The sequence below is a fragment of the Thermomonas sp. genome (genome assembly GCF_041919455.1).
Classification (GTDB): Bacteria; Pseudomonadota; Gammaproteobacteria; order Xanthomonadales; family Xanthomonadaceae; genus Thermomonas.
Genome location: NZ_JAYRTQ010000012.1, coordinates 18,225 through 35,210, shown reverse-complemented (window position 1 = coordinate 35,210; position 16,986 = coordinate 18,225). Strand labels below are relative to the sequence as shown.

The 16,986-nt window shown below is 68.5% G+C and carries 15 protein-coding genes and 1 pseudogene; 13 read left to right on the top strand and 3 right to left on the bottom strand.

Going from position 1 to position 16,986, the window contains the following annotated elements:
• Nucleotides 1-403 precede the first annotated feature (403 nt).
• The 7 genes from ACE3T8_RS10100 to ACE3T8_RS10070 all read left to right on the top strand — a co-directional run bounded on the left by ACE3T8_RS10100 (nt 404) and on the right by ACE3T8_RS10070 (nt 5,114).
• Nucleotides 404-925 (top strand): cytochrome c5 family protein, encoded by a 522-nt coding sequence (locus ACE3T8_RS10100; RefSeq protein ID WP_374609037.1) that lies wholly within the window; start codon nt 404-406, stop codon nt 923-925.
• A 110-nt stretch (nt 926-1,035) separates the two neighbouring features.
• Nucleotides 1,036-1,716 carry an alpha/beta hydrolase gene (locus tag ACE3T8_RS10095; RefSeq protein WP_374609035.1) on the top strand — a complete coding sequence of 227 codons (681 nt, stop codon included), beginning with the start codon at nt 1,036-1,038 and terminating at the stop codon, nt 1,714-1,716.
• Entirely contained in the window at nt 1,713-2,810 is a 1,098-nt protein-coding gene (gene zapE, locus ACE3T8_RS10090) for a cell division protein ZapE (protein ID WP_374609033.1), read from the top strand. The genes ACE3T8_RS10095 and zapE overlap by 4 nt, the downstream gene beginning before the upstream one ends.
• A 66-nt stretch (nt 2,811-2,876) precedes the next feature.
• Complete coding sequence (locus ACE3T8_RS10085; RefSeq protein ID WP_374609031.1) at nt 2,877-3,329, top strand: hypothetical protein; 453 nt, start codon at nt 2,877-2,879, stop codon at nt 3,327-3,329.
• Between the two features lie 16 nt (nt 3,330-3,345).
• A complete protein-coding gene (queF, locus tag ACE3T8_RS10080) occupies nt 3,346-4,158 on the top strand; it encodes an NADPH-dependent 7-cyano-7-deazaguanine reductase QueF (RefSeq protein WP_374609029.1) in 813 nt (270 codons plus the stop codon).
• Nucleotides 4,159-4,251: 93 nt separating this feature from the next.
• The gene (locus ACE3T8_RS10075; protein WP_374609027.1) at nt 4,252-4,563 is read left to right on the top strand and encodes a LysM peptidoglycan-binding domain-containing protein; all 312 of its coding nucleotides are present in this window, start codon (nt 4,252-4,254) and stop codon (nt 4,561-4,563) included.
• 56 nt (nt 4,564-4,619) lie between these two features.
• Nucleotides 4,620-5,114 carry a hypothetical protein gene (locus ACE3T8_RS10070; RefSeq protein WP_374609025.1) on the top strand — a complete coding sequence of 165 codons (495 nt, stop codon included), beginning with the start codon at nt 4,620-4,622 and terminating at the stop codon, nt 5,112-5,114.
• Nucleotides 5,115-5,266: 152 nt separating this feature from the next.
• On the opposite strand, the gene ACE3T8_RS10065 is transcribed toward ACE3T8_RS10070, so the two are convergent.
• Nucleotides 5,267-5,818: a hypothetical protein gene (locus ACE3T8_RS10065; protein WP_374609023.1), complete on the bottom strand. Its 552-nt coding sequence runs from the start codon at nt 5,816-5,818 to the stop codon at nt 5,267-5,269.
• 165 nt (nt 5,819-5,983) lie between these two features.
• Here ACE3T8_RS10065 and ACE3T8_RS10060 point away from each other — a divergent pair, with 165 nt between their 5' ends.
• The 4 genes from ACE3T8_RS10060 to ACE3T8_RS10045 all read left to right on the top strand — a co-directional run bounded on the left by ACE3T8_RS10060 (nt 5,984) and on the right by ACE3T8_RS10045 (nt 11,031).
• Nucleotides 5,984-8,209, top strand: a complete 2,226-nt coding sequence (locus ACE3T8_RS10060; RefSeq protein ID WP_374609021.1) for an NADP-dependent isocitrate dehydrogenase — start codon at nt 5,984-5,986, stop codon at nt 8,207-8,209.
• Nucleotides 8,210-8,323: 114 nt separating this feature from the next.
• A complete protein-coding gene (locus ACE3T8_RS10055) occupies nt 8,324-9,169 on the top strand; it encodes a class I SAM-dependent methyltransferase (RefSeq protein ID WP_374609019.1) in 846 nt (281 codons plus the stop codon).
• Between the two features lie 86 nt (nt 9,170-9,255).
• Nucleotides 9,256-9,807 (top strand): pseudouridine synthase, encoded by a 552-nt coding sequence (locus tag ACE3T8_RS10050; protein WP_374609017.1) that lies wholly within the window; start codon nt 9,256-9,258, stop codon nt 9,805-9,807.
• A 96-nt stretch (nt 9,808-9,903) separates the two neighbouring features.
• The gene (locus ACE3T8_RS10045; protein WP_374609015.1) at nt 9,904-11,031 is read left to right on the top strand and encodes a response regulator; all 1,128 of its coding nucleotides are present in this window, start codon (nt 9,904-9,906) and stop codon (nt 11,029-11,031) included.
• Nucleotides 11,032-11,036: 5 nt separating this feature from the next.
• On the opposite strand, the gene ACE3T8_RS10040 is transcribed toward ACE3T8_RS10045, so the two are convergent.
• A complete protein-coding gene (locus ACE3T8_RS10040) occupies nt 11,037-11,393 on the bottom strand; it encodes a hypothetical protein (protein WP_374609013.1) in 357 nt (118 codons plus the stop codon).
• Nucleotides 11,394-11,519: 126 nt separating this feature from the next.
• On the bottom strand, nt 11,520-14,117 hold the full coding sequence (hrpB, locus tag ACE3T8_RS10035) for an ATP-dependent helicase HrpB (RefSeq protein WP_374609011.1): 2,598 nt from the start codon (nt 14,115-14,117) through the stop codon (nt 11,520-11,522).
• A gap of 99 nt (nt 14,118-14,216) precedes the next feature.
• Here hrpB and ACE3T8_RS10030 point away from each other — a divergent pair.
• Both ACE3T8_RS10030 and ACE3T8_RS10025 read left to right on the top strand, forming a co-directional pair.
• Nucleotides 14,217-15,978: pseudogene (locus tag ACE3T8_RS10030) on the top strand (endonuclease).
• A gap of 174 nt (nt 15,979-16,152) precedes the next feature.
• Nucleotides 16,153-16,947 (top strand): TatD family hydrolase, encoded by a 795-nt coding sequence (locus ACE3T8_RS10025; RefSeq protein WP_374609009.1) that lies wholly within the window; start codon nt 16,153-16,155, stop codon nt 16,945-16,947.
• The last annotated feature ends 39 nt before the right edge of the window (nt 16,948-16,986 follow it).

Genomic DNA, 16,986 nt, shown 5'->3' with positions numbered 1-16,986 from the left:
AAGGTCGATAGCTGAATTTGTATGCCGCGGTTGCCGGTGAAGCGAAAAACGCGCCGTGCCGACCATGGATCGCGGCACCTGTCGCCTGCGCTGGATTCCCCACCGGAGGAGAGTCCGCGCACGCCTGTTCCCCGGCGCACAAGGACTCGTTCAATCTCTAGTTATGGCCATCACGGCTTTTCGTGTCAATAGATACTTTGACGCAGGACACGTTTGAATCAACCTGAATACGCGCCCCCGGCTCGCCTTGCGCAAGGCCTTGCAGGACCGGCTTCCAACACATGTCCACCTTCGCGACGGCGCACGCCCCCGGTCTCCGGACGGGCAATCTCGCGCTGCACCGGCTGTTCTGGGATAATCCGGGGTTTGGTGGCTTCGGCCAGACTCCAGACCCAGGTGGATCGTGCGCAACTACGACCTTGAATTCCTCAAGCGCTTCTCGATGGTCCTCGCCTTCCTGGCGCTGGTCACCCTGGGCCTGATCCTGTTCGCGTACTACCTGAACACCAAGGTCGTGCATAACGTGGACCCGGCCACCCATGAGCGTCTGCTGGCGCGCATCGCCCCGGCCGGTGACGTGTATGCCGGCGCGACCGGTGCCGCAGCACAGGCCGCCGCCGCGGCCGCCGCGCAGGCATCCCTGCTGGCCAACATCCCGTTCGATGGCCGCACAGACGGTGCCGAGATCTTCAACAACAGCACCTGCACCGGCTGCCATACCGCCGGCATCGGCGGCGCGCCGAAGCTGGACGCGGCCGGGATCGGCGCGCGCCTGGCCGAGCAGGGCATCGACAAGCTGGTCAGCCAGGCGATCACCGGGTTCACCGGCAGCGCCGGGGTGATGCCGGCCAAGGGCGGCAACCCGGCCCTGACCGACGAACAGATCAAGGCCACCGTGGAATGGATGGTGGCGCAGAGCAAGTAAGCGCCCACCTGCTCCGACCGAACGCCGCCTGCGGGCGGCGTTCGCGTTTCCGGGACGCCGATGCGTGGGCTGTCTTCGGCATTTCACCGTTCCTCCGGCATCATGGCCGCATGAGCGAATCCCCCGCCGCACCGGCCGGTGCCGACCAGGCGCTGCTGATCCCCGGACCCGCCGGCCGCATCGAGGCCGCCCTCGATCTGCCCGAGGCCGACGCGAGTCCGCAGCCGGTGCTGGCGATCATCTGCCATCCGCTGCCTACCGAGGGCGGCAGCATGCACAACAAGGTGGTGACGATGACCGCGCGCGCGCTGCGCGAATCCGGCATCGCCACCCTGCGCTTCAACTTCCGCGGTGTCGGCCAGTCCGAGGGCAGCTTCGACGATGGCCAGGGCGAACTGGACGACCTGCGCGCGGTCGCCGCCTGGGCGCGCGCCACGCATCCGGAGAAGGCGTTGTGGCTGGCCGGTTTCAGCTTCGGCGCGTGGGTGGCGTTGCGCGGCGCGGTGGAATTGAACGCCGGCGCGCTGATCTCGATCGCCCCGCCGGTCGGGCGCGGTTGGTCGTTCGACGGCGTGGCCATGCCCGCCGTCCCCTGGCTGCTGATCCAGGGCGAAGCCGACGAGATCGTGGACGCCGGCGCGGTGTTCGACTGGGTCGCCACCCTGCCGCGCCCACCGATGCTGGTGAAGATGCCGGACACCAGCCACTTCTTCCATCGCAAGCTGATCGACCTGCGCGGCGCGGTGAAGCACGGCGTGCGCGACTGGCTGCCGGTGCCGCCGGCCGCATGAGCGACCCGACGCTTCCCTCGCGACGCTACGCCGACGGCGTGGCCCGGGGCGACTGGCAGCAGGATCCGGCGCAGCAACCTGCGCTGCACGCACTGGATCGCATCCATGCCGCGCTGCAGGCACCGGTCCCCACCCGCGGCGTGTTCCAGCGGCTGTTCGGCAACGGCCCCGCGCCCGCGCCGCAGGGCCTCTACCTGTGGGGCGGCGTGGGCCGCGGCAAGACCTTTCTCATCGACCTGTTCTTTGCCGGCCTGCCCTTCCCGGAGAAGCGCCGCACGCATTTCCACCGCTTCATGCGCGACGTCCACCAGCGCCTGCGCGATCATGCCGGCGAGCGCGACCCGCTGGCGGCGATCGCCCGGGAATGGCGGCGCTCGCTGCGGGTGCTGGTGCTGGACGAATTCTTCGTCAGCGACATCGGCGACGCGATGCTGCTGGGCCGGCTGCTGGAGCGGATGTTCGCCGAGGGCGTGGTGCTGGTGACCAGCTCCAATGCCGCACCCACCGATCTCTACAAGGATGGCCTGCAGCGCGCGCGTTTCCTGCCGGCGATCGCGCTGATCGAGCAACACTGCCAGGTCGTCGAACTGGTCAGCGACACCGACTACCGCCTGCGCGCGCTCACCCGCTCGCCGGTGTACCGAACACCGCTGGACGCCGAGTCGGATGCCTGGCTCCGGCAACGCTGGCGCGAGCTGGGCGGCGACGACGGCCACGTGGATGCCGGCATCGTCATCGACGGCCGCCGCATCCCGGTGCGCGCGCGCAGCAAGGGCCTGTGCTGGTTCGATTTCGCCGCGCTGTGCGAGGGACCGCGCGGCAACGCCGACTACATCGAGGTCGCGCGCGAATTCCACACCGTGCTGGTCGGCGGCATCCCGCGCATGGACGGCACCCACGACGACGCGGCGCGCCGCTTCGTCCATCTCATCGACGAGCTGTACGACCGCCACGTCAACCTGGTGTGCACGGCCGAGGCGTTGCCGATGCAGTTGTATGCAGGCGAACGCCTGGTCGCCGCGTTCGAACGCACCGCCTCGCGGCTGGTGGAGATGCAGTCCACGGCTTATCTCGCCCATGAACACGGCGCCTGAACCGGCCATGCGGGCGCACGAAGTCCCCTAGAATCGCAGCCCTTGTCCAGATCCAGAGACCTGTCCATGACGCCCACGCTCCGCATCGCCGGATCCGCCCTGCTCCTGCTGGCCCTGGTCGCCTGCAACCGCCAGGGCCCCGACGTCCCCAAGGCGGTGGACGACAACAAGGACGTGCAGGACCAGAGCGAAGGCATCCAGTCGGTGCTGGTCTCGCCCGATGCCGCCAAGGTTGGCAGCGAGGTGGATCCGGCCGGCGAAATCGTCGCCGAAGTGCGCGAATTCCAGCCCGGGCAGAAGGTGCACATCTCGGTGCCCACCAAGTTCGGCCGCAAGCTGGGCGACAAGCTGGAGATCTTCTGGTTCCACGACGATGGCCGTTCGCGCCGCGAGGAACAGAAGTCGATCGCGGGGCCATTCACCGTGTTCGAGTTCACGCCCGAGGACGTCGGCGCCTACAACGTCGAGGTCGCGGCGAACGGCAACCCGATCGCGCTGGTCCAGTTCGCAGTGAAGTAAGCGCGGTCACTGCGTCGTGGGCGACATCGACCACTCCCCGCTCGGCCGCGAGGTCGCCTACCCGCGGCATTACGACGCGACCCTGCTGTATCCGATCCCGCGCCGGCTCGGCCGCGAGGCGATCGGGGTGGGCGCGCCACTGCCCTTCGTCGGCCTTGACCGCTGGAATGCCTACGAACTGTCGTGGCTGGATGCGCGCGGCAAGCCGCAGGTCGCCACCGCCACGCTGCGGGTGCCCGCGGATTCGCCGCACCTGGTCGAATCCAAGTCGCTCAAGCTGTACCTGAATTCGTTCAATGCCAGCCGCTTCGCCGATGCCGAGACCGTGCGCGCGCGGATCGAGGCCGACCTCACCCAGGCCGCGGGCGCGCCGGTGACGATGGTGTTCGGCCTGCCGCCGTTCGAAGACTCGGTCGATGCCGACAGCATCGACGGGCTCGACATCGCCATCGACGGCTACGACGCGCCGGACGCCGCGCTGCTGCTGGCCGACCTCGACGACGTCGTCGAGGAAACGCTGGCCAGTGCGCTGCTGAAATCGAACTGCCCGGTCACCGGGCAGCCGGATTGGGCCGATGTCGCGCTGCGCTATCGCGGCCCGCGCATCGACCGCGCCGGCCTGCTGCGCTACCTGGTCGGGTTCCGCGACCATGCCGAGTTCCACGAGCAGTGCGTCGAGCGGATCTTCGTCGACGTGCTGGCACGCTGCACGCCGGAATGGCTGTCGGTGGAGGCGCGCTACACCCGCCGCGGCGGGCTGGACATCAATCCGTGGCGCGCCACCGCCGGGATCGCCGCACCGACCGCGCGGCGCACCCTGCGCCAGTAGCCGCGCCGCCGCACCGCAGTCACGGTGCCGACATGTTTCCTTAACGGTACGCGTGTCAGCGTGCGCCTGCCCGAATCCGGGAAGGAGCCCCGCATGAGCAACGACAAGAAACCCGATTTCTCCAATGTGCAGGGCGGCGTGCAGAGCACCGAGCAGGTCAAGCCCGATTTCTCCAATGTCGAATCGAAGGTCACGTCCACGGAAGCGATCACCGGCGGCGAAGGCGGCGGGGGCAGTACCGGCGAACGTACCTACACGGTGGAGAAGGGCGACAACCTGTCCACCATCGCCAAGCAGTTCTATGGTCGCCAGCACTGGAAGCGCATCTACGACGCCAATCGCGACCAATTGGACAACCCGGACCGGATCAAGCCGGGCCAGGTGCTGAAGATCCCGCAGGACTGACCATCGCGCGGCAGTCGCATCGCATCCCCTCTCCATACGACATGAAAGGAATCCCCATGAAGACCAATCGCCTCCAGATGACCATGCTCGCCGCGATGATCGGCAGCGCTGCGCTCGTCGGCTGCAAGAAGAAGGAAGAACCGGCCCCGCTGCCGCCGGTCGCGACCGAGCCCGCGCCGACCACGCCGGCGCCCGCGCCGATGCCCGCCACCGCCTCGGTCAGCGCGGTCGACCTGGGCAACGCGGTCGGCGCCGACATGCGCGTCACCGCGCCGATGTCCAGCTTCGCCCCGAAGGACACCATCTACGCTGCGATCAGCACGGCCACCAGCGACCCGGCCGCCACCGTGCCGGGCAAGCTCGGGGTGAAGTGGACCCACGTCGACAGCAACCAGACCGTGCACGAGGAAAGCCGCGACATCGGCTTCGCCGGCACGGGCGTGACCGACTTCCAGATCAGCAAGCCGGACGGCTGGCCGACCGGCAAGTACAAGGTCGAGGTCTCGCTGGACGGCAGCGTGGTGCAGACCCGCGAGTTCGACGTGAAGTGACGTAAGCGCGCCCACGCGCAATGCGCGTGGGCCTCTGCGCGCACGTCATCCCCGCGCAGGCGGGGATCCAGCGTTGGAGCGTTTGCGGGCTACCCTCGAACGTGAAGGGCCTGGTGCGAACCGGGCCCTTCCTGTTTGGCGGCAGCGAGCACTCAGGACGCGGGAGTCGTGGCCTTGCGGTAGATCCCGTCGAACGCGACCGTCCAGGTCTTGCCGTCGTCGGTCGAGGTTTCCCACCTCTGGCGCACGCTGCCGTCGGCATTCGGCGTCCAGGTGATGCGCTCGTGCTGGGTCAGCCCGGTCTTCGCATTCGCCACGTCCTGGGTCCCGCGCAGCACCATCGCCCCGTCGACCAGCTCGCCCTTCAGGTGCAGGCGGTTGCCGCCGTTGTCGACCCAGAACTGTTCCCACTGGCGGGTGGCCGTGTTGTAGATGTTGAAGCTCTGGCCATTGCTGCCGCCGGCCCCGGTCCAGTGCTCGTGGATCACGCAGCGGTCGAGCGCGGCCTCGATGCGGCTGCGACCGACCGGCTTGCCGTCGGGATCGCTGACCGTCCATTCGCCGATCCAGAAATCGAACTGTCGATGCATGGCCTGGCTGCAGGGCTTGTGGCGGTTGGCGGGCGGCTGCTGGGCGGTCGCCTCTCCGGGGAGGCCGGCAAGCGCCGTCGCCAGCAGGCAAGGCAGCAGGATGACACGACGCATCGGCATGATCCCCGTTCCAAACGTGATGGCGTAGCCACCATGCGCCCATCGCCAGCCGCTGCGCACTGCCGGAGGTCATGCCGCCGCACATGGGCCGCGCCCGTCTTTGCCCGCGGCGACGCGAAGCCCGACAATGGCGGCCTTCCGCCGTGACCGCGAGCCGCCATGACCGCCCAGATCCTGTACACGCTCACCGACGAGGCCCCGTTCCTCGCCACCGCCAGCTTCCTGCCGATCGTGCAGGCCTACGCGAAGACCGCCGGCGTGGACGTGGCGACCCGCGACATCTCGCTGGCCGCGCGCATCGTGGCGCAGTTCAACGACCTGCTGCCGGAAGACCAGCGCAACAGCAACGACCTGCGCGAACTCGGCGAACTGGCGAAGACGCCGGAAGCCAACATCATCAAGCTGCCGAACATCAGCGCCTCGGTGCCGCAGCTGAAGGCCGCGATCAAGGAATTGCAGGCGCATGGCTACGCGCTGCCCGACTACCCGGACGAGCCGCAGGGCGAGCGCGAGAAGGACATCAAGGCGCGCTACGCCAAGGCCATGGGCAGCGCGGTGAACCCGGTCCTGCGCGAGGGCAATTCGGATCGCCGCGCCCCGGCTTCGGTGAAGGCCTACGCACGCAAGCATCCGCACCGCATGGGCAAGTGGACGCGATCCTCGAAATCGCACGTCGCCCACATGGAGGACGGCGACTTCTACGGCAGCGAACAGTCGTACACGATGGTCAATGCCGGCAGCCTGCGCATCGAGTACACCAGCGCCACCGGCAGCGTGTTCCCGCTGCGCGGCGCGGTGGCGGTGAAGGCCGGCGAGATGATCGACGCCTCGGTGATGTCGGCCGCGGCGCTGGCCGCCTTCATCGACGCACAGATCGAGGACGCCAAGGCGAAAGGCGTGCTGTTCTCGCTGCACCTCAAGGCGACGATGATGAAGGTCAGCGACCCGATCATCTTCGGCATCGCGGTCAGCCGCTTCTACGCACCGGTGCTGGAGAAGCATCCGCGCACCATGGCCGAGATCGGCTTCGACCCCAACAACGGCATCGGCGACCTGTACGCCAAGCTGGGCCAGCTGCCGGACGCGCAACGCGCCGGGATCGAGGCCGACATCGCCGCGCTGTACGCGCAGCGCCCGGCGCTGGCGATGGTCAATTCGGACAAGGGCATCACCAACCTGCACGTGCCCAGCGACGTGATCGTGGATGCGTCGATGCCGGCGATGATCCGCGACAGCGGCGGCATGTGGAACGCCGCTGGCGAACTGCAGGACGCGAAGGCGGTGATCCCGGATCGCAACTACGCCGGCATCTACCAGGCGGTGATCGACGATTGCCGCGAGCACGGCGCGTTCGACCCGGCGACGATGGGCAGCGTGCCCAACGTCGGCCTGATGGCGCAGGCCGCCGAGGAATACGGCAGCCACGACAAGACCTTCAAGATCAGCGGCGACGGCACCGTGCGGGTCATCGACGAACACGGCACCGTGCTGCTGCAGCATCCGGTCAAGGCCGGCGACATCTGGCGGATGTGCCAGACCAAGGACGCGCCGATCCGCGACTGGGTGAAGCTGGCGGTGACCCGCGCGCGCCTCTCCGGCACGCCGGTGGTGTTCTGGCTGGATCCGCGCCGCGACCACGACCGCGGCCTGACCGCCAAGGTCGCGATGTACCTCAACGAGCACGACACCGCCGGCCTGGACATCAGCATCATGAGTCCGATCCGGGCGATGCGGCATTCGCTCAAGCGCATCCGCCAGGGCCTGGACACCATCGCCGCCACCGGCAACGTGCTGCGCGACTACCTGACCGACCTGTTCCCGATCATGGAACTGGGCACCAGCGCGAAGATGCTGTCGATCGTGCCGCTGATGAACGGCGGCGGCCTGTTCGAGACCGGCGCCGGCGGCAGCGCGCCCAAGCACGTGCAGCAGTTCACCGAAGACAACTACCTGCGCTGGGACTCGCTGGGCGAATTCCTGGCGCTGGCGGCCTCGCTGGAGCACCTCGCCAACACCACCGGCAACGCCCGCGCGCAGGTGCTGGCGGATGCGCTGGATGCCGCCAACGGCAAGTTCCTCGATACCGACAAGTCGCCGGGCCGCAAGCTGGGCACCATCGACAACCGCGGCAGCCACTTCTACATCGCGCTGTACTGGGCGCAGGCGCTGGCGGCGCAGACCGCGGATGCCGAACTCGCGGCGAAGTTCGCGCCGCTGGCGCAGTCGCTGACCGACAACGAAGCGAAGATCGTGGAAGAACTGGTCGCCGTGCAGGGCAAGCCTGTCGACATCGGCGGCTACTACCAGCCGGACCTGGACAAGCTGTCGGCGGCGATGCGTCCCAGCGCGACCCTCAACACCGCGCTGGCCACGCTGGCCGGCTGAGCCTGCCCGCCATGCGGCCCCCGCGAAGCCCGGCTCCCGCCGGGCTTCGCGTTTCACGGCCACCGCCGGCCATGCCGCGCTACCCTTGCTGCCTTCGCCCACGGGAACACCACCATGCCCCGCCTCCACGCCACCCTGCTCGCCAGCGGCCTCGTCCTCGCATTCGCCGCTTGTGCATCGACCGCCGCCACGGATTCGACCAAGCCGGCGACGGCACAGGCCGATGCCGCGCTCGATGCCGCGATCGCCGATCCGGCGCGCGACCCGAAGAACGTGTTGCGCGACGTGCACCGGCATCCGCGCGAAACGCTCGGCTTCTTCCAGGTGAAGCCCGACGCCACCATCATCGAGATCAGCCCGAGCGGCGGCTGGTACAGCGAGATCCTCGCGCCGTACCTGCGCGATGACGGCCGTTACGTCGCCGCGACCGGTGCCGCGCCGGCGGACAGCGGCGGCGGCAAGCGCAATGCCGCGCTGCAGGCGAAGTTCGCGGCCAGTCCGGCGCGCTACGACCGCGTGCAGTGGCTGGAGTACGACGGCAAGGCGCCGGTGCTGGGCGCGCCGGGTGCGGCCGATGTGGTGCTGACCTTCCGCAACGTGCACAACTGGGTCGCCGCCGGCACCACGGATGCCTACTTCCAGGCGTTCTTCGCGGCGCTCAAGCCGGGCGGCGTGCTCGGCGTGGTCGATCATCGCGCCAGGCCGGGCACCGACCTCGAGACCATGAAGAAGTCCGGCTATCTCACCGAGGCGCTGGTCATCGACCACGCGACCCGCGCCGGCTTCGTGCTGGAGGCCCGCAGCGAGATCAACGCCAATCCGAAGGACAGCGCCGACCATCCCAACGGGGTGTGGACGCTGCCGCCGACCAACCGCCATGACGGCGGCGATGCCGCGAAGTACGCGGCCATCGGCGAAAGCGACCGGATGACGTTGCGTTTCCGCAAACCCGCCCGCTAGAACACACGCGCACCGCAGATTCGAAGCCGCGCGCGCGGCCGATAGCGGTGACTCACGATGATGCTTTTCGACTCAACTCGCGGGCCGTGCTGATCGCGTTCAACAAACCGTATGGCGTGCTCTGCCAGTTCACTGACGCTGGGAGGCCGCCACGGCCCACCTTGGCCGGCTTCGGGCTGCCGGTCGGAGTGTATGCGGCCGGCCGCCTCGATTTCGATTCCGAAGGCCTGCTCCTGCTCACCGACGACGGTGCGCTGGCGCACCGGCTGACCGATCCGCGGCACAAGCAGCCCAAGACCTATCGGGTGCAGGTCGAGGGCGATCCCGGCGAATCGCAGTTGCAGGCCCTGCGCGATGGCGTGCAGCTCAACGACGGACCGACGCTGCCTGCCCGCGCGCGACGCATCGATCCTCCCGACCTGTGGCCGCGCGATCCGCCGGTGCGCTTCCGCAAGACCGTGCCGGATGCCTGGCTGGAGCTGACCATCCACGAAGGCCGCAACCGCCAGGTGCGACGAATGACCGCGGCGGTTGGCCTGCCGACCCTGCGTCTGGTGCGGGTCGCGGTGGGCGGGCACCTGCTCGCTGGGCTGCTGCCGGGGCAATGGCGGGAGCGGCAGGCCACCCGCAAAGTCTGAATGCTTCAGTTTCGGACTCTGGTCGGGCTATGCCGGCGTGAAGGGGTTTGTTAACGTCTCGCTCCGCCAATTCGGCGTGGGGAAAACGTCTCTCGGATGCCGCATCGGACTGCAAGGACAGGCCGGATCCTGGTCGTCGACGACCAGTCGGCGAACGTGCGCGTCGTCACCGCGTTGCTGGAACGCCACGGCTACGTAGTGACCGCGGCCAGCAGCGGCAAGGACGCGCTGCAGGCCGCGACCGGCGAGGTCCCCGACCTGCTGCTGCTGGACATGATGATGCCGGGCATGGACGGCTTCGAGCTGCTGGCCGCGCTGCGCGAACTGCCCGGCTTCCGCCAGGTGCCCACCGTCTTCCTCACCGCCGCGCAGGATCGCGACCTGCTGCTGCGCGCATTCGAGGCCGGCGCGGTCGACTACGTCACCAAGCCGTTCATGCCGGAGGAACTGCTGGCCCGCGTGGATGCGCACCTGGGCCTCAAGCTCACCCTCGACCGCCTGGAGCGGGTCGCCCACGAACGCCAGGAACTGGTCAACCTGGTCGCGCACGACCTCAAGAATCCGCTGACCAGCGTGCTGTTCGCCAGCGAAATGCTGTCGCTGCCGGACTGCAAGCCGGAGCGCGTGCCGCGCTACATCGAGATCATCGATGGCAGCACCCGCGACGCGCTGGGTTACATCCGCCGGTACCTGGAAAGCCAGGAACGCGCGAGCGGAGCCAAGGCAACGGCGGCCACGTCGACGGCATGCAGCTGGCTGCGGGAAACGCTGGCTTGGCTGGCCTCGCGCTATGAACTGCAGCTGGAAGCCAAGGGCCTGCGCCTGCAGGTGGGCGCACTGGAGCGCGATGCCTGCGTGGCGATCGATGCGCTGGTGCTCCGCCAGGTCGCGGAAAACCTGGTGACGAATGCCTTGAAGTACGCACGCGACGGCGGGGAGCTGGAATTGCTGGCCCGCCCCGGCGCGCCCGGTTATTGGCAACTGGTCGCGCAGGATCGCGGGCCCGGCATTCCGGCTTCTCGCCAGCGCGAGCTGTTCAAGCCGTTCCAGCGCCTGACTGAGGTCGATCCGGCCAATGGCCTGTCGAGTGGCCTCGGCCTGTCGCTGGCCAGGCAGATCATTGCCGATGCCGGCGGGCAGCTTTGGTACGAGGATCGCGAAGGCGGCGGCGCGCGCTTCGTGATCGAACTGCCCGAAGCCGCCTGCAGCACCTCCGCGAACTGATCAGTTCAGTCCGCGGTCTGCTGCGCGGCTGCGGGCTTGCGACGCGTACGCGTCGACCCATTGCCGCGCTTGGCCTCGACCCGCGTCGCGGTACCTTCGATCGGCTGGCCCGCGGCCTGCTTCTTGGCCCGCTGGCGCGCCGCGAACCACAGCAGACCGGCACCGGCGATGGCCGCACCGGCCAGCACCGGATTGCGGCGCACGAACTTGCCGGCGATCCGGGTGCCGGTGCGCACGGCACCGAGCGCCGCTCCCGTCTCGACCCATTTCATCGCACTGCCCGGCACGGCCTTGCGGATGCCGTCGCCGAGTTCGCCGATCAGTTCCAGCGCGCGATCCTGCGCAGTGCCCAGCTTGCTCATGGTGGTGCCTCGAGTGGAAAGGAGTGGGGAGGCAAAGTCTCTTCAGGCCGGTGTTCATGGCGCGTGAGCGGCGTGGCGGATGGTTCAGTCAGTGGCCCGTCATCCCGCCGAATGCCAGGATGACGATCAGGTGCCCTTGGGCTTCGCCCGATGCGTCGCGGTGGCATTCCACGGATCGTCGGGCCAGGGATGCCGCGGATAGCGCCCCTTCATTTCCTTCTTCACTTCCGGATAGGTGCGTTCCCAGAAGCCGGCCAGGTCCTGGGTGACCTGCAGCGGTCGCCCACCCGGCGAAAGCAGGTGGATGGTCAGCGCGATGCGTTTCTCGGCGACACGCGGGGTCTGCGCCAGTCCGAACAATTCCTGCAGCTTGACCGCGAGCACGGGCGATGCCGGTTCGCCGTGGTCGTCGAGCAGGTAGTCGATGCGGCGTTCCATCCCGGAAGGCACCAGGATCCGCGTCGGCGCGACCTGGTCGATGCGCTGGCGCAGGTTCCAGTCGACGGCGGATTTCAGCACTTCGCCGAGCGCTGCTTCATCCAGTGCGTCGAGCCGCGTCTTGCCGGCGAAAGCCGGCATCAGCCATGTGTCGAGTGAACCGAGCAGCGCCGCATCCGACAGGTCCGGCAATCCGAGTTCCGGCATCCACGCACGCAAGCACTGCACACGCACGCGCCACTGCGCCAACGATTCGGTCCAGGGCAGCGCCGTCAATCCGAGATCGCGCACGGCGTCGACGAGCGCACGCGCCGCCAACGCCGGATCGACGCGGCCAGCCGGCTTGCTGGACAGCACGATGCCGTCGAAGCGGGCGATGCGTTCGCTGGCCAATGCGCGGCGGGTCGCATCCCAGCGCACTTCGTCGCCTTCGCCGAAATGCGCCGCGAAGGCGTGCCGCAGATAGCACTCATCGACCGGCGCGGCACGCAGCAGCAAGGCGTCCTTCGCCTCGAAACGCAGCTCGCTGGCGACCAGCCACGGCTCGCCGTGGACAATGGAATCGTCGAACAGCTTGGCCATGCGGCCGTTGGCCAGTTGATAGCGCTTCGCGTCCTGCGGATGCTGCCGGGCGATCCGGTCGGGGAACGCATGCGCGAGCAGGTCGCCGAGGTCGTGCGCAGGGACATCGACGGGTGACCGTGCCTCGCAACGCAAGCGTCGACGCCACTGTTTCGATGCCGCATCGATCGCCGCCAGCGCGGATCGGTTCGCGTCAGCGCCGACGCGTCCGTGGCGGAACGCGGCCAGCGCCTGCCAGCGCTCGGCGAGCGCATCGCTGCGACTGCGCAGCGGATCCCGCGCTTCGATCAATGCAGCGAGGTCGCAGGCCAGCGCGATGCGCGATGGATCGTCCGAGGCCAGCAGCATCGCCGCCAGTCGCGGATGCGTGCCCAGCGCGAGCATGCGCCGGCCGCGCGCGGTGATCACTCGGTTCCCGTCGAGTGCGTCGAGCCGTTGCAACAAGTCGCGGGCGGCGGCCAGCGCACCGGGGGGCGGCGGATCGACGAAGCGCAGGGCATCGCTGCCCCAGGCCGCCAGCTCAAGCGCAAGCGAGGCCAGCTCGACCTGCGCGATTTCCGGACGCCGCTGCGGTTCCAGCCGCTGCGACTGCGGCCACAACCGATACGCAAAACCTTCCGCAACGCGACCGGCGCGGCCCGCGCGCTGGTCGGCGGATGCCTGCGAGATCGACACCACATCCAGCCGCGCGAAGCCGCTGTTCGGATCGAAGCGCGGCTCGCGTGCGAGCCCGCTGTCGATCACCACGCGCACGCCCGGCAAGGTGACCGACGATTCCGCGACATTGGTCGCCAGCACCACGCGGCGACGGCCATCGGTGGCGGGTTGCAGCACGCGGGTCTGTTGTTCGATGGGGAGCTCGCCGTGGAGGGCGAGGACTTCGACGTTGCTGCTCCCTTCTCCCTCCGGGAGAAGGTGGCGCGCAGCGCCGGATGAGGGTTCGGCGTTCTCATGAACGTCCCGAACCCTCACCCCAACCCCTCTCCCGGAGGGAGAGGGGCTCAGCAACGCCTCCATTCGCGCGATCTCCCTCTGCCCCGGCAGGAACACCAGCAGGTCGCCGGGATGCATTGCCAATGCATGCTCGATCGCACGTTTGGTCTGGTGCTCGATCGCTTCCTCGCGGCGCGCGGGGAAATGCGCAACCTCGACCGGATAGCTGCGGCCGGCGCTGCTCAGGCGCGGCGCATCGAGGAACCCGGCGAGCCGCTCGCCATCCAGCGTCGCCGACATCACCACGATCCGCAGGTCTTCGCGCAAACCCGCTTGCACGTCGAGGGCGAGGGCCAAGCCGAGGTCGCCGGCCAGATGACGTTCGTGGAATTCGTCGAACAGCAGCGCGCCGACCCCTTCCAGCATTGGATCGTCCTGCAGCATCCGGGTGAGGATGCCTTCGGTGACCACTTCGATGCGGGTGCGTGGGCCGACCTTGTTGTCGAAGCGGATCCGGTAGCCGACGGTCTCGCCGACCGCCTCCCCGAGTTGTTTCGCCATGAACCCGGCCGCGGCACGCGCGGCGACGCGGCGCGGCTCCAGCATCACGATCTTCTGGCCGCGCAGCCAGTCGGCCTCCAGCAGGGCCAGCGGCACCTGGGTGGTCTTGCCGGCGCCGGGGGGCGCTTCCAGCACCAGTCGCGGGTGGTCCTGCAGCGATGCACAGATCGCCGGCAGCAGGGATTGGATCGGGAAATCGGTTTCACGCATGCGACTAGGCTACCCGCCCGCAGCCACGGTGCACTGTGGTATGACTTCCGTCACATTTCCGGGGCAAGATCGCGCCACTTTTTGCCGCGAGAGTCGCCCGTGCCGCCACGCCCCGTCCATTCCCGCCGCGCCTGGTTGTCCTGCGCCGCGCTCGCCCTTGCCCTCGTCGCGGTACCCGCCTCGGCCGATGTCTTCATCAACGAACTCCACTACGACGACGCCACTTCGTCCGGCGACACGGGCGAACGCATCGAAGTGGTCGCCACCGCCGGCGAGACCCTGAGTGCGTATCGCATCTACCTGTAACGGGTCCACGCCCTCGGCCGCGGTGACCTACGACAACGACCTGGTGCCCGCGGGCAGCCTGGTCTCCTGCGGCGCGCAGGTGCGCATCGCCACCGTCAGCTACGCGAGCAACGGCATCCAGAACGGCCCGAACGACGGCATCGCGTTGGTCAATCCGGCCGGCCAGGTGGTGCAGTTCATCAGCTACGAAGGCGTGATCACCGCCAGCAACGGCCCGGCTGCGGGCCGCACCAGCGTGAACCTGCCGGTCTCCGAGTCCGGTTCCGATGCGGCCGGCCGTTCGCTGCGCCTGGCGGGCAGCGGCACCACCGCCGCCAACTTCAGCTGGCAGGCCGCGGCCACAGCGAGCTTCGGCGGCTGCAACGCGGGCCAGACCTTCGCCGCACCGAATCCGCCGCCGGTGGTCACCTCGACCACGCCGACCGCGGGCACCAGCAATTTCCCGGCGGCCGGCGACCTCGCGGTCTCCTTCAGCGAAAGCGTGGGCCTGACGAGTGGCGCGTTCACACTGGCCTGCACCACGTCGGGCAATGTCGCGCTGACCCACACCAGCAGCGGCAGCAGTTTCAACATCGCCACCAATACCGCGCTGCACGGTGGCGAGAGCTGCACGTTCACCGTGGTCGCGAGCAAGGTGACCGATGCCGGCGGGGCGAAGCCCGCGGCAAACACCGTGGTCGCCTTCGATGTCGCCAACACGGGCACCGGCTACTACGGCCAGGTCAACACCAGCAGCGCGTCGCAGCTGCGCTGCTCGCTGCACGCGACCATCAAGGGCCACACCGCGTATCCGTACAGCGGCGGCACCACCAACACCTGGACCATCCTCGAGATCGCCGACGAGGATCCCAACAACAGCGGCCGCATCCTCGATGCTTACCGCAACCGCAGCTACGCCAAGGTCACCGACCGCGCCGGCAGCGGCAGCGGCCTGCGCTACAACCGCGAACACACCTGGCCGAACTCGCTGGGTTTCGGCTCCGCGAGCGGCAACCTGGGCCTGCCGTACGCGCCGTACACCGACACCCATATGCTCTACCTGACCGACGCCACCTGGAACTCCGACCGCGGCAACAAGCCCTATGCCGATTGCACCAGCGGCTGCGGCGAGCGCATCACCGAGGCCAACAACGGCAGCGGTGGCGGCAGCGGCGTGTACCCGGGCAACTCGAACTGGGTGAAGTCGCCGGACGGCAACGCCGGCTCGTTCCAGGTCTGGGGCAAGCGCAAGGGCGACATGGCGCGCGCGATCCTGTACATGGCGATCCGTTACGAGGGCGGCGTGGATCCGAACACCGGGCAGTCGGAGCCCGACCTCGAGCTCACCAACGATCGCAGCAAGATCGTCATCACTTCGGCGTCGCCGGCCTACATGGGCTTGTTGTCGACCCTGCTGGCCTGGCACGCGGCGGATCCGCCGGACAATGCCGAACGCGAGCGCAACGAAGTGATCTTCAGCTTCCAGGGCAACCGCAACCCCTTCATCGACCATCCGGAATGGGCGACGAATGCGCTGTTCACCTCGACCAAGCCGGCGACCTGCCAGTTGAATTGAGGCCCACGAAGAAACATCACCGACCGCGGGACCGTCGTGCATTCGCGTAGCCGCATTCGAGCGGCGCGGCGAATGCACGTCGGTAGGCGCGGTCGGGCGATAGGCGACGAACACTCGCCTCCCCGGCAGACGCGGCGCGGTCGGGCGAGGCGAGCCGTCCGCTAAAATCGCCGCATGCACCTCATCGATATCGGCGCCAACCTCACCCACGACAGCTTCGACCACGACCGCGACGCCGTGCTGCAGCGCGCGCGCGATGCCGGGGTTGCGAAGATGATCATCACCGGCGCCTCGCGCGAACATTCGCCGAAAGCGCTGGCCCTCGCTCAGGCGCATCCCGGCGAGCTGTTCGCCACCGCCGGCGTGCATCCGCACCACGCGGTCGAATACACCGAGGAATGCGACGCCGAGATGCGCGCGCTGCATGCGCATCCCGAGGTCGTCGCGGTCGGCGAATGCGGCCTGGACTACTTCCGCGACTTCTCGCCGCGTCCGGCGCAACGCCGTGCGTTCGAGCGGCAATTGCAGATCGCGGTGGACACCGGCAAACCGCTGTTCCTGCACCAGCGCGACGCACACGCGGACTTCATGGCGATGATGAAGAACTTCGACGGCAGGCTCGGCGCGGCGGTGGTGCACTGCTTCACCGGCACCCGCGAGGAATTGTTCGACGTCCTCGACCAGGACTGGCACATCGGCATCACCGGCTGGCTCTGCGACGAACGCCGCGGCCTGCACCTGCGCGAGCTGGTGAAACACATCCCCCCCAACCGCCTGATGATCGAGACCGACGCGCCCTACCTGCTGCCGCGTACGGTGAAGCCGCAACCGTCGCATCGGCGCAACGAACCGATGTACCTGGCCCACATCGTCGAGGAACTGGCCCGTGACCGCGGCGAGGAGGTCGTCGCAACCGCGGCCGCAACGACGGCAGCCGCAAACGCTTTTTTCCGATTGCCCATCGCCTGAACCGCAAACGCAAACGCCTGGCCAATGCCAGGCGTTCTC

Coding starts and splice junctions, on each gene's coding strand:
- ACE3T8_RS10095 (WP_374609035.1), top strand. CDS start 1,036: ATGAGCGAATCCCCCGCCGCACCGGCCGGTGCCGACCAGGCGCTGCTG.
- zapE (WP_374609033.1), top strand. CDS start 1,713: ATGAGCGACCCGACGCTTCCCTCGCGACGCTACGCCGACGGCGTGGCC.
- ACE3T8_RS10085 (WP_374609031.1), top strand. CDS start 2,877: ATGACGCCCACGCTCCGCATCGCCGGATCCGCCCTGCTCCTGCTGGCC.
- ACE3T8_RS10075 (WP_374609027.1), top strand. CDS start 4,252: ATGAGCAACGACAAGAAACCCGATTTCTCCAATGTGCAGGGCGGCGTG.
- ACE3T8_RS10070 (WP_374609025.1), top strand. CDS start 4,620: ATGAAGACCAATCGCCTCCAGATGACCATGCTCGCCGCGATGATCGGC.
- ACE3T8_RS10065 (WP_374609023.1), bottom strand. CDS start 5,818: ATGCGTCGTGTCATCCTGCTGCCTTGCCTGCTGGCGACGGCGCTTGCC.
- ACE3T8_RS10060 (WP_374609021.1), top strand. CDS start 5,984: ATGACCGCCCAGATCCTGTACACGCTCACCGACGAGGCCCCGTTCCTC.
- ACE3T8_RS10055 (WP_374609019.1), top strand. CDS start 8,324: ATGCCCCGCCTCCACGCCACCCTGCTCGCCAGCGGCCTCGTCCTCGCA.
- ACE3T8_RS10045 (WP_374609015.1), top strand. CDS start 9,904: ATGCCGCATCGGACTGCAAGGACAGGCCGGATCCTGGTCGTCGACGAC.
- ACE3T8_RS10040 (WP_374609013.1), bottom strand. CDS start 11,393: ATGAGCAAGCTGGGCACTGCGCAGGATCGCGCGCTGGAACTGATCGGC.
- hrpB (WP_374609011.1), bottom strand. CDS start 14,117: ATGCGTGAAACCGATTTCCCGATCCAATCCCTGCTGCCGGCGATCTGT.
- ACE3T8_RS10025 (WP_374609009.1), top strand. CDS start 16,153: ATGCACCTCATCGATATCGGCGCCAACCTCACCCACGACAGCTTCGAC.